Below are 11716 nucleotides of genomic sequence, written 5' to 3'. Positions count from 1 at the left end.
CTTAAAGAAAGAGATATTAAGAATGCAACCTTCTTCCTTTCTGCTGCATGGGCAGAAAGACACCCTGATGTTGTTGAACGCATCATAAAAGATGGACATGAAATCGGTAGTATGGGTTATAATTACACGTCCTACACTTCTCTAGAGGCAAATGAAATACGAAGAGATCTTCTGCGAGCACAAGATGTTTTTACAAAACTCGGTGTGAAACAAATTAAACTATTGCGTCCACCTAGTGGAGACTTTAACAAGGCAACACTTAAAATAGCAGAATCACTCGGATACACTGTCGTTCATTGGAGTAATAACTCAAACGATTGGAAAAACCCTGGCGTAAACAATATTGTTTCCACCGTCTCTAATAATTTAAAAGGTGGAGATATCGTCTTATTACATGCATCCGATTCTGCTCTTCAAACAAATAAAGCTTTACCACTGCTTCTACAGAAATTAAAGAGTGACGGCTATGAGCAAATATCCGTATCACAACTTATTTCCAACACAAGTACGAAAAGTAAAGATGTCCAATAATTTTTTACACATAAAAAGCTCTACTACCTTTCGTTCAGGTAATAGAGCTTTTTTTATCCCGATATTTTCATTCGTACAACTACCCTGCGTAAAAACTCTCTTAATTAGGCCGACTTACTCGTCTTTCCAATTAAACGATGTAATATAAGTAACTGATATGCATTACATAATAAAAGTGGTATCACCATTAAATATAACCAATCTGTATCATTAATTCGAAGTGCTGGTACCCACTCAAGAATTGTTACAACCACCATAAAGAACAAAGCTGGCACAAATGCCTTTTTATTCGTTTCCTTACTTTTTATATAAGCAACGATGGCACCAAACATAAATAACACACCAGCAACAAGTATGTTATTCCCTAATGAAATTTCCCCATTTGCAATCAATACCGATCTTAAATACACAAAATCAAATAAAACGAATGCAATGAAGAAGAGCTGGACTATATTCCATAAAGAAGGTGACCTGAACATCCCTAATCCAAAACGATGGATTGTTAAATAGGCAAAGAACCCCATTTGACTTATCACACTAAAAATAAATCCTACACCCATCAACCAGAAGGAAACTGCCAAAATTTCCTTTCCGTCGAAATTTTGAAAAAATTTCGCGTACTTGTCCCACTCTAAAACAAATCCAATAATGACTGTACTAACCCCACCAAGAAACAACGTCGTAAAAAATAGTCGAACCCACTTGCGGCTATTCACAACACATCCCCCATTATCCTTATATTTCTAATTAAATTGTATCAATGACAATTTCAAAAAGCTAGCCATGTTCATGTATAAATTCCTTAAAGATATTTATATTAAAAAGAGAGAACTGTGCTGAAAGGAGTTCCAACTTATGAAACGGATGCTGCTCGTTTTGACTTCTTCTTTTCTATTTCTTGTACTTGTAGCATGTGCACAAGAAAAAGAAGCAAAGTCCGAACTTGATTATGATCAAACGAAGAAAATGATTGTTGATATTTTAAAAACCGATCAAGGTAAGAAAGCCATTCAAGATGTGTTAACTGATGAAAAAATGAAACAAGCACTCATACTAGATGAAACAGTAGTAAAAAAAACGATTGAAGATGCAATGGTATCCGATAAAGGGCAACAATTCTGGGAAAAGCTCTTTAAAGACCCTGAGTTCTCATCGAAATTCGCTAAAAGTATGGGAAAAGAACAAACAGCCTTAATGAAAACATTACTAAAAGACCCTGAATACCAAGCAGGCGTTATAGAAATTATGAAAAACCCTGAAGTAGAAAAAATGATGTTACAAACAATGAAGAGCAAAGAATACCGTCAATATTTACAACAAGTATTAACAGAAACTGCTGAAAGCCCACTCTTCCAAGCTAAGATGATTGATATTATTAGTAAAGGTGTCCAAAAAGCCGAAAAAAGTGGTTCTGATAAAAAGGAAGCCGGCGGTGAAGGTGGTTCCCAAGAAGGTAAAAAGGAACAGCAGTAAAAATAATAACGATAATAATGAGTGGACAATACATGTATCATCCACTCATTATTATTTTATTTTTGCGCAACAGTTGTTTTATCAATTACCGCTTCAGCTATTGTGCGATAAATAAGACCTGTCGTATGCGTATCTTCATATACTGACGGCGCAAAATCTTCTTTATTCCAATCAGGTTGTTGAAGCGGGATTCGGCCAAGTACTTCTGTTTGAAGTTCTGTAGCTAATTTATCTCCACCACCTCTTCCAAACACATATTCTTTTTCGCCAGTTGTTTTACTTTCAAAATAAGCCATATTTTCAACAACACCAAGAATACTATGTTCTGTACGTAAAGCCATTGCTCCAGCACGTGCTGCTACAAATGCCGCTGTTGGATGCGGTGTTGTGACAATAATCTCTTTACAAGCCGGCAACATCGAATGTAAGTCTAGCGCAACATCACCTGTACCTGGTGGTAAATCTAAAACTAAATAATCTAAATCGCCCCACTCTACTTCCGTAAAGAAGTGATTTAACATTTTCCCGAGCATAGGCCCTCTCCAAATGACCGGTGCATTATCTTCTACAAAGAATCCCATTGAGATTACCTTTACACCTAGACGCTCCACTGGAATGATTTTATCTCCTCTTACTACAGGGCGTTTTTCTATCCCCATCATATCAGGTACGCTAAAACCATAAATATCAGCATCAATGATACCAACTTTTTTCCCTAGACGAGCTAAAGCAATAGCAAGGTTAACAGAAACTGTTGATTTCCCTACTCCACCTTTTCCACTCGCCACTGCTAAAAATGTCGTTTTCGAATTTGGTGACAATAAAGATTCAGTTTGCTCTTCTTCTTGTTCTGGTGCAAACTGAGCTAATTCCTCTTCTGTAAATTCTGCAAAGCGAAGCCCTACTGTTGCTGCTCCTAGTTCTTTTACTAACTTTACAATTCCAGATTGCAATTGCATTTGTTCCGCGGTACCAGTTTTTACGATTGCAATTTTAACACTTACATGTTCCTTCTCAGGCTTGACTGTTACCTCTTTAATTGCCCCTGTTTCTTTTAACGTTTTATGTAAAAACGGATCTACAATCCCTTCTAACGCTTCCACTACTTGCTCTTTCGTTACCATAATTAGCCCAGCCCCCTGTATGAAAAATAACATAATGTTAATTAAATATATCTCTCTTTACTTTTGAAATAAATGCGTTTACATTTCCAGTATAACATATTTTCGGAAAACTTCGTTAACGAGAGAAACGCAAAAAAATCCTCCTTATTCTGGAGGATTTCCTTTTTCCGTGAAATAACGTAATATACCACGATATACAGCAGCTGCTACCTTTTGCTGATATTTCTCCGAATTTAACATATACCTTTCATTTACATTCGATAAAAAGCCAGCTTCAATTAAAGCACCTGGGTTTTTCGCATACTTTAATAAATACACATGAGAAATTGTTTTAGCAGAACGATTTGTATTCTCTAAACTCGTTCTCAACTCAGCTTGTATAAATTTCGCAGCACGTTCATTTTCAATTGAAGAACGGTAATAGAACGTTTGTGCGCCTTTTGATCCACTACTAGTTAAAGCATTTAAATGGATACTTGCAAAAAAATCTACATCGGGTTTATTAATAATCTCTACACGTTTTTTTAAATCTTCTGCTTTACGTCTACTATATGACTTTGTATCTTTCTGGGCTAAATCATAATCTCCCTCACGCGTTAAAATAACTAGTGCACCTTGCTCTTGTAAATAATCTTGCACCTTCTTTGTAATCTCAAGCGTAATATCTTTTTCTACAATATCCTTGCCACCAACAGCCCCTCCGTCTGGTCCACCATGCCCAGCATCTAATACGATTACTTTCCCTGATAAGGGTAAATTCCAAGCTCGCCACGATTTTGTAATTTGAAATTCTTGTTTGACTAAAAAAAACAAAATAACCGCAGCGAGTGCAAAAGAGATAATTCGAATTCTCTTCATACCTTTCCTCCTCCAGCTAGTCCCTCTAATTACTTATATGGGACAAGAGGAAAGTTTATGCTTGTCTTAATGAAGCTTTAATCGATATCTTCTTTCACCTTTTTCATATCCTTCCTGCCACCATAAGCCGATAAACTGCTGGCAAGATTCAAAAAGTAATTCCTCATCTTGTAACTTAATCTCCCGCATAGTCATGCTCGTTAAAAATTGAAATAGTGTTTCCGTTAATTGTTGCTCTTCTTCTAAGGCCCTATATTTCACATCAAAGAACGATTCGCCATAATAACCAAATTTGCTATATCTCGCTCCTAATAAATACGATTCTATCCCTAATTCAATGCAGTAATCTTCATACTGACGATGAAGTTCCTGCATCTGAAAGGCATCTCTAATATTTGAACGTAATGTTTTTAATGATAATTCCCGCAGCATCTTCCGCTCATATTTCAACTGCTTTTCTTTTTGTTTTTCTTGTAAGCTGACAATGACATTCATAGTACTTATAAACCTCCCTAATACGTATTAGTCTAAACTTCTAAAGAAGAAGCATACGCGAGAGGATAGCACTAAAATATTCCAAACTACAAAAATTTCAAAAGAGGAATGAAACATAAAAAACCCCAACCAAAATGGTTGGGGTTTGTAGTTCGCAAAAATTAACGTTTTGAGAACTGAGGTGCACGACGTGCGCCTTTAAGACCGTATTTTTTACGCTCTTTCATACGTGCGTCACGAGTTAATAGACCTGCACGTTTTAGTGTTAGACGGTATTCTGGATCAGCTTTTAATAAAGCGCGAGAAATACCGTGACGAATAGCACCAGCTTGACCAGTGTATCCACCACCATTTACGTTTACAAGTACATCGTAGTTACCTAAAGTTTCTGTTGCAACTAGAGGTTGTTTCACTACTTCACGTAATGCAGCAAATGGGATATAGTTTTCAAAATCACGACCGTTAATGATAACGCGTCCTTCGCCTGGAACTAGGCGTACGCGCGCTACTGAACTCTTACGACGTCCAGTGCCATAGTATTGAACCTGTGCCAAAGTAAGCCCTCCTTTAATTGATTATCCGCGAAGTTCGTAAACTTCTGGTTTTTGTGCTTGGTGTGGATGCTCTGCTCCAGCATACACGTTTAGTTTCTTAGAAACTTGACGGCCTAAGCGTCCTTTTGGAAGCATGCCTTTAATTGCAAGCTCTAACATTTGTACAGGGTAGTTTGTACGCATTTCAAGAGCTGTTCTTTGTTTAAGTCCACCTGGGTGGTTAGTGTGACGGTAGTAAATTTTATCGTTTAATTTATTACCTGTTAAATGAATTTTCTCAGCGTTAATAATAATTACATGATCACCCGTGTCAACGTGTGGTGTAAATGTAGGTTTGTTTTTACCACGTAAAATGGATGCTACTTCACTAGCAAGGCGACCTAAAGTTTGACCTTCAGCATCAACCACATACCATTTACGCTCAACTTCGTTAGCTTTTGCCATAAAAGTCGTACGCATGTGTTTCCCTCCTCGTTATCTTTTCCATAGAAAAAATCTATTGTTTATCTTAAACACGATTTCCTTCCGGGGCTAATCGTGGTTTTAGAAACAATACCATATGTTATGATATACTTTTGAGTTTCTAATGTCAAGCAAATGTTACACCAGGATTAGTTGTTATAGTTTACCTGCCATAAATAAAGCCCATGACCAGGAGCCATCTTTCCAGCAAACTGACGATTTTGTTTCGCTAAAATCTCTGGAATGCTATCCGGATCAAGCTTTCCTTGCCCTACGCTCAGTAACGTACCAACAATAATCCTGACCATATTATATAAAAATCCATTACCTACAAAACGAAAAATTAATTCGTCGTCCTGCTCAATTAGCTCGATTTCATAAATTGTTCTCACTTTATCTTTTTTGTCAGTTTTTGCCGAACAAAAAGAAGTGAAATCATGCGTTCCAATAAAATAAGGGATCGCTTTTCTTATAGCATTTATTTCGAGCGGATATGGATATTGATATACGTAATTTCTACGGAATACATCCGCAGTCTTTGATAATAATACACGATAACGATATTCTTTTCTCTCGACACCGTAACGTGCGTGAAATTCTTCTGTTTTTTTCTCTACCTGTGTGATAACAATATCATCTGGTAACATAGTGTTTAATGCATTGCTCCATTGCCACTCTTCAAGAGACAACGGTGTATCAAAGTGTATCACTTGTCCTTTAGCATGAACGGTAGAATCCGTTCTGCCCGATGCCTGAACACGAACAAGTTCCCCTTTATGCAATTTCTGCAAAGCTTTCTCTATCTCTTGTTGAACAGTACGATGCTGCGGTTGAATTTGATAACCACAAAAATGCATGCCATCATATGCAACCGTACATTTTATTCTATCCATTTCTTTATTCTCCATTACGATCGCACCCATGCCAAAATACAAGCTAAACAAAGTAAGCTTATAATCGTTACTGTATCGCTTGTTTTCCAGCGTAGTTGCCTAAATTTAGTACGTCCTTCGCCACTTTGATATCCACGGGCTTCCATAGCAATTGCTAAGTCCTCTGCACGCTTAAAAGCACTGATAAATAGAGGAACGAGTAGTGAAATGATAGCTTTCATCCTATCCTTTATCGGTCCCCCTGCAAAATCAATACCACGTGACGATTGTGCCTTCATTATTTTACTCGTTTCATCCATTAATGTCGGGATAAAACGAAGAGAAATTGACATCATTAATGCGATTTCATGAACAGGAACTTTTATACGCTTCAACGGCTTTAATAACGTCTCCAAACCATCTGTAATCTCAATAGGTGTCGTCGTTAACGTTAATAATGTCGTCATTAAAATAATAACGAAGAATCGTATAGAAATGTATATTCCTTGCTCTAATCCTTTTTCATGTATCGAAAACCAACCAAGCTGGAATAATACTTCCCCTTCTTTATTTGTTAAAATATGCAGGAAAAATGTAAAAAGAAAAATCCATAGAATTGGTTTTAAGCCCGAAAGTACATAACGAATCGGCACTTTTGCAAAAAATAAAGCAATGAGTGCATATAAAAATAAAAATCCATATGAAATCGCATTATTTGCTAAGAAAACAACAAATACATATAAAAAGACAATCAGCAGCTTCGTACGTGGATCAAGTTGATGAATAAGAGAATTCCCTGGAATATATCTTCCAATAATCAACTGCTGCATGATTCATGACCACCTTTTCGTAACACCTGCACAACTTCATGAGTAAGATCCTCTAAAGATAAGGTAGCCTTTGGGATTGAAATGCCAAACTTCTCTTCAATTGCACGTTTATACTTTAAAGACATAGGAAGATCCACACCAATTTTCTCTAGTTCATCAGCATGTGAAAATACTTCCTCTGCACTTCCTTGCAAAAAGACCGTTCCTTTATGCATGACTACAATCTGCTCGGCATATTTAGCAGCATCCTCCATATTATGCGTTACAAGGATAACTGTAAGGCCTTTCTCCTTATGTAGCTTATAAAACATCTCCATAAGTTCATTTTGCCCTTTTGGGTCTAGTCCTGCTGTAGGTTCATCTAATACAAGCACTTCGGGTTCCATCGCTAATACGCCTGCTATCGCAACACGCCTCATTTGCCCACCACTTAACTCAAATGGTGAACGCGTTAACAGTTCTGGTTCTAACCCTACAAGTTCAATTGCTTCTCTTGCCTTTTGCTTCGCTTCTTCTTCCGATACCCCAAAATTAGTAGGTCCGAAACAAATATCTTTCTCCACAGTCTCTTCAAATAACTGATGTTCTGGGAATTGAAAGACAACCCCTACCTTTTTACGTAGTGGCTTTAGCTTTTTTTCTTTCTTTCCTGCCGAAATGAAATGTTCACCGATTTGAACTGTGCCATTTGTCGGCTGCAATAAACCATTTAAATGTTGAATCATCGTCGACTTACCTGAACCAGTATGACCGATAATGGCATAATAGCCCCCACTTGGAAACGACACGTCTACATCATAAAGTGCGCGTCTTTCAAATGGAGTTTTATATTGATAACGATGTTCTACTTTTTGGAATGTAATCTCCAAAGTTCGTTCACCAAGCTTTCCATTGTAAGATGCGTATTTTGCAAGAGAATTTCATTTCTTTTTAATAATTCTGCTATTTTCACTGAAAATGGTACATCTAATCCAATTTCTTGGAGCATATGAGAGGACTTGAAAATTTGTTCTGGAGTCCCTTCCTCTAATATCTCTCCCTTATTTAAAATAATGACACGGTCTGACTGTGCCGCTTCTTCTAAATCGTGCGTAATTGATAACACGGTAATACCTTTTTCATTAACAAGTTGTCTAACCGTTTCTACCACTTCACGTCTCCCTTGAGGGTCTAGCATTGACGTTGCTTCATCTAATATCAAAATAGACGGTTGAAGTGCTAAAACGCCTGCTATTGCTACTCGCTGCTTTTGCCCACCAGATAACGAATGTGGCTCATCATTAAGAAAATCTTCCATACGGACTAGTCGTAAGGCCTGATCTAATCTTTCTACCATTTGCTCTCTTGGCATTCCGATATTCTCTAAACCAAAGACAACGTCATCTTGCACTGTCGTTCCAACAAATTGATTATCTGGATTTTGAAATACCATCCCAATTTGTTTTCGAACATCCCATACCGTTTCCTCTGACAAAACCATTGTATCATTTACTGTAATTGTCCCTGCTTCCGGCAAAAACAAACCATTCAATAATTTTGCAAGTGTAGACTTCCCAGAACCGTTTTGTCCAATAACAGATACCCATTCTCCTTCATATAAGGAGAATGAAACATCTTTTAATGCATAAGTGGCTGCACCAGGATATTGAAATGATATATTTTCTGTCCGAAGTTTCTCTTTTTTCAATACAAGGCACCCTTTCCTTCGCCAAGTAAGCCTATTTTTATATTTAAAAAAAAGGGCCATGACCAGTTTCTTGAAAAGAACTGTCCTGCCCTTTTAATTATCATTATACTAACTCGATAATTACCATTGGTGCTGCGTCTCCGCGACGTGGACCAATTTTTGCAATACGAGTGTATCCGCCTTGGCGCTCAGCATAGCGTGGAGCTACATCAGCGAATAGTTTTTGAAGTGCATCTTGACCAGTCTCAGCGTTAGCTACTTCATTGCGAATGAAAGCTGCTGCTTGACGACGAGCATGAAGATCTCCGCGTTTACCTAAAGTGATCATTTTTTCCACTACAGAACGAAGTTCTTTTGCACGAGTTTCTGTCGTTTGGATGCGCTCGTTGATAATTAAATCAGTAGCTAAGTCACGTAACATAGCTTTACGTTGCGCACTTGTACGGCCTAATTTTCTGTATGCCATTCGTAGTTCCCTCCTTTGTTGATGGGTTTAAATCCTCAGTCGTCTTTACGTAAACCTAAACCTAATTCCTCAAGTTTATGTTTAACTTCTTCTAAGGATTTACGTCCTAAGTTACGAACTTTCATCATATCTTCTTCTGTTTTGTTCGCAAGCTCTTGTACAGTATTAATTCCTGCACGTTTTAGGCAATTATAAGAACGAACAGAAAGGTCTAGTTCTTCGATAGTCATCTCAAGAACTTTCTCTTTTTGATCTTCTTCCTTCTCGACCATAATCTCAGCATTTTGTGCTTCATCAGTTAAACCAACAAAGATATTTAAATGCTCAGTTAAGATTTTGGCACCTAAAGAGATAGCTTCTTTTGGCCCGATGCTTCCATCCGTCCATACATCAAGCGTAAGCTTATCATAATTAGCCACTTGTCCGACACGTGTCTTTTCCACTTGGTAAGTCACACGTGATACTGGAGTATAAATAGAATCAATAGGAATTACTCCTATTGGTTGATCTTCGCTTTTATTTGCATCAGCTGGCGTATACCCACGGCCACGCTTTGCAGTTAAACGCACGCGGAAATGCGCATCTTTTGCTAACGTTGCAATGTGTAAATCTGGATTTAAGATTTCTACATCACTATCGTGAGTAATATCAGCAGCTGTGACAATACCTTCGCCCTGCACATCAATTTCCAACGTCTTCTCTTCTTCAGAGTAGATTTTAAGAGCTAACTTTTTCAAGTTTAAGATGATCGTTGTAACGTCTTCTACTACGCCCTCAACTGTTGAAAATTCATGTAATACGCCATCGATTTGGATAGCAGTAACAGCGGCACCAGGGAGTGAAGATAAAAGAATACGACGTAAGGAGTTACCCAACGTAGTACCATATCCACGCTCAAGCGGTTCAATTACGAATTTACCATATTTAGCATCTTCGTTAAGTTCAACCGTTTCGATTTTCGGCTTTTCGATTTCAATCATTAACTAAACCCTCCTTCAAAACGTCGAAACCCCGGTTAAACAAAGGTATAACCCCTGTCTAACCGAAAGTCCCCCTTAGGCAGTTCCCGATTGTGCACAACAAGCGATGTTTCTGTACGAAATTTCTCGATAATGCATCATATCCATTATAGACAAAAGGGAAAATTCTATACAGAAAAATTACACACGACGACGTTTTGGTGGACGACATCCATTATGAGGAACTGGAGTAACATCTCTAATTGCTGTTACTTCTAGACCTGCAGCTTGAAGAGCACGAATTGCAGCTTCACGACCAGCACCAGGACCTTTAACAGTAACCTCTAAAGTTTTTAAACCGTGCTCCATTGCAGCTTTAGCAGCAGTTTCAGCAGCCATTTGCGCAGCGAATGGAGTAGATTTACGAGATCCACGGAAACCAAGTGCACCAGCACTAGACCAAGAAAGCGCGTTACCGTGAGTATCTGTAAGTGTTACGATTGTGTTGTTGAAAGTAGAACGAATATGAGCTACACCAGCTTCAATATTCTTTTTCACACGTTTTTTACGAGTGTTTGTTTTACGTGCCATTGTTAGTTCAACCTCCTTTACTTATTATTTCTTTTTATTTGCTACTGTACGACGTGGACCTTTACGTGTACGAGCATTGTTTTTAGAGTTTTGACCACGAACTGGTAAACCACGACGGTGACGAAGACCACGGTAAGAACCGATCTCCATTAGACGTTTGATGTTAAGAGATACTTCACGACGAAGGTCTCCCTCAACTTTAATACGATCGATGATATCACGGATACGTCCTAATTCGTCTTCCGTTAAATCACGAACTCGTGTTTCTTCAGAAACACCAGCTTCAGCAAGAATTTTTTCAGCAGTTGTGCGACCAATGCCGAATACGTAAGTTAAAGAAATAACAACGCGTTTGTCACGAGGAATATCTACACCTGCGATACGTGCCATTCCGAATGCACCTCCTTCTGATTAACCTTGTTTTTGTTTATGTTTAGGGTTTTCACAAATAACCATTACTTTTCCACGTCTACGAATAACTTTACATTTTTCGCAGATTGGTTTAACTGACGGTCTTACTTTCATGTCTCGAACCTCCTTAAAGATTACGGAGTGCTATATTATTTAAAACGGTACGTAATACGACCACGATTTAAATCGTACGGAGATAATTCTACCGTAACTTTGTCTCCTGGTAAAATACGAATGAAGTTCATACGGATTTTACCAGAAACGTGAGCCAATACGACATGCCCATTCTCTAATTCTACTTTGAACATAGCATTTGGCAACGTTTCAAGAACGGTACCTTCGACTTCAATTACATCATCTTTAGCCATTCAATAGTTCTCCCTTCTTCAAATCAGTAACATTT

Annotated in this window: 18 protein-coding genes (1 of these 18 running past the window's edge); 2 read left to right on the top strand and 16 right to left on the bottom strand. The window is 38.0% G+C overall.

Features of this window, described 5'->3' with window-relative positions; all coding sequences use genetic code 11:
* Positions 1–531: the 3' portion of a polysaccharide deacetylase family sporulation protein PdaB gene (pdaB, locus tag NLJ82_RS00870; RefSeq protein WP_000464713.1), read on the top strand. It extends 234 nt beyond the left edge of the window; only the last 531 of its 765 coding nucleotides appear in the window; its start codon lies off the left edge, out of view; the stop codon is at positions 529–531.
* Positions 532–635: 104 nt separating this feature from the next.
* On the opposite strand, the gene kbaA is transcribed toward pdaB, so the two are convergent.
* On the bottom strand, positions 636–1247 hold the full coding sequence (gene kbaA / locus NLJ82_RS00865) for a KinB signaling pathway activation protein KbaA (protein ID WP_001088516.1): 612 nt from the start codon (positions 1245–1247) through the stop codon (positions 636–638).
* 139 nt (positions 1248–1386) lie between these two features.
* Here kbaA and gerD point away from each other — a divergent pair, with 139 nt between their 5' ends.
* Positions 1387–2004, top strand: a complete 618-nt coding sequence (gene gerD, locus NLJ82_RS00860) for a spore germination protein GerD (RefSeq protein ID WP_000827519.1) — start codon at positions 1387–1389, stop codon at positions 2002–2004.
* Positions 2005–2060: 56 nt separating this feature from the next.
* Here gerD and salA read toward each other — a convergent pair whose 3' ends face one another.
* The 15 genes from salA to infA all read right to left on the bottom strand — a co-directional run bounded on the left by salA (position 2061) and on the right by infA (position 11681).
* A complete protein-coding gene (gene salA / locus NLJ82_RS00855) occupies positions 2061–3128 on the bottom strand; it encodes an iron-sulfur carrier protein/transcriptional regulator SalA (RefSeq protein ID WP_000256607.1) in 1068 nt (355 codons plus the stop codon).
* 144 nt (positions 3129–3272) lie between these two features.
* On the bottom strand, positions 3273–3986 hold the full coding sequence (gene cwlD / locus NLJ82_RS00850; RefSeq protein WP_000822435.1) for an N-acetylmuramoyl-L-alanine amidase CwlD: 714 nt from the start codon (positions 3984–3986) through the stop codon (positions 3273–3275).
* 66 nt (positions 3987–4052) lie between these two features.
* Positions 4053–4481, bottom strand: a complete 429-nt coding sequence (locus NLJ82_RS00845; protein ID WP_001101006.1) for a YbaK family protein — start codon at positions 4479–4481, stop codon at positions 4053–4055.
* A gap of 161 nt (positions 4482–4642) precedes the next feature.
* The gene (rpsI, locus tag NLJ82_RS00840) at positions 4643–5035 is read right to left on the bottom strand and encodes a 30S ribosomal protein S9 (RefSeq protein ID WP_000079986.1); all 393 of its coding nucleotides are present in this window, start codon (positions 5033–5035) and stop codon (positions 4643–4645) included.
* 21 nt (positions 5036–5056) lie between these two features.
* Complete coding sequence (gene rplM, locus NLJ82_RS00835; RefSeq protein ID WP_001260793.1) at positions 5057–5494, bottom strand: 50S ribosomal protein L13; 438 nt, start codon at positions 5492–5494, stop codon at positions 5057–5059.
* Between the two features lie 152 nt (positions 5495–5646).
* The gene (gene truA / locus NLJ82_RS00830) at positions 5647–6390 is read right to left on the bottom strand and encodes a tRNA pseudouridine(38-40) synthase TruA (protein ID WP_002163776.1); all 744 of its coding nucleotides are present in this window, start codon (positions 6388–6390) and stop codon (positions 5647–5649) included.
* Positions 6391–6404: 14 nt separating this feature from the next.
* Positions 6405–7199, bottom strand: a complete 795-nt coding sequence (locus NLJ82_RS00825; protein ID WP_001186536.1) for an energy-coupling factor transporter transmembrane component T family protein — start codon at positions 7197–7199, stop codon at positions 6405–6407.
* Positions 7187–8068: an energy-coupling factor ABC transporter ATP-binding protein gene (locus NLJ82_RS00820; RefSeq protein WP_000406517.1), complete on the bottom strand. Its 882-nt coding sequence runs from the start codon at positions 8066–8068 to the stop codon at positions 7187–7189. The genes NLJ82_RS00825 and NLJ82_RS00820 overlap by 13 nt, the downstream gene beginning before the upstream one ends.
* Positions 8044–8886: an energy-coupling factor ABC transporter ATP-binding protein gene (locus tag NLJ82_RS00815; RefSeq protein ID WP_000711783.1), complete on the bottom strand. Its 843-nt coding sequence runs from the start codon at positions 8884–8886 to the stop codon at positions 8044–8046. The genes NLJ82_RS00820 and NLJ82_RS00815 overlap by 25 nt, the downstream gene beginning before the upstream one ends.
* 103 nt (positions 8887–8989) lie before the next feature.
* Positions 8990–9352 carry a 50S ribosomal protein L17 gene (gene rplQ, locus NLJ82_RS00810; RefSeq protein ID WP_000331490.1) on the bottom strand — a complete coding sequence of 121 codons (363 nt, stop codon included), beginning with the start codon at positions 9350–9352 and terminating at the stop codon, positions 8990–8992.
* Between the two features lie 35 nt (positions 9353–9387).
* On the bottom strand, positions 9388–10332 hold the full coding sequence (locus NLJ82_RS00805; protein ID WP_000569643.1) for a DNA-directed RNA polymerase subunit alpha: 945 nt from the start codon (positions 10330–10332) through the stop codon (positions 9388–9390).
* A 180-nt stretch (positions 10333–10512) separates the two neighbouring features.
* Positions 10513–10902, bottom strand: a complete 390-nt coding sequence (gene rpsK / locus NLJ82_RS00800; protein WP_000101799.1) for a 30S ribosomal protein S11 — start codon at positions 10900–10902, stop codon at positions 10513–10515.
* A gap of 24 nt (positions 10903–10926) precedes the next feature.
* Positions 10927–11292: a 30S ribosomal protein S13 gene (gene rpsM / locus NLJ82_RS00795; RefSeq protein ID WP_000090789.1), complete on the bottom strand. Its 366-nt coding sequence runs from the start codon at positions 11290–11292 to the stop codon at positions 10927–10929.
* Between the two features lie 21 nt (positions 11293–11313).
* Positions 11314–11427 carry a 50S ribosomal protein L36 gene (gene rpmJ, locus NLJ82_RS00790; RefSeq protein WP_000868344.1) on the bottom strand — a complete coding sequence of 38 codons (114 nt, stop codon included), beginning with the start codon at positions 11425–11427 and terminating at the stop codon, positions 11314–11316.
* A 35-nt stretch (positions 11428–11462) separates the two neighbouring features.
* On the bottom strand, positions 11463–11681 hold the full coding sequence (gene infA, locus NLJ82_RS00785) for a translation initiation factor IF-1 (RefSeq protein WP_001029884.1): 219 nt from the start codon (positions 11679–11681) through the stop codon (positions 11463–11465).
* Positions 11682–11716: the final 35 nt, after the last annotated feature.

It is taken from the genome of Bacillus paranthracis (assembly GCF_024296885.1).
Classification (GTDB): Bacteria; Bacillota; Bacilli; order Bacillales; family Bacillaceae_G; genus Bacillus_A; species Bacillus_A paranthracis.
The sequence above is the reverse complement of the archived record's forward strand: the minus strand, read 5'-3'. Positions and strand labels throughout refer to the sequence as shown.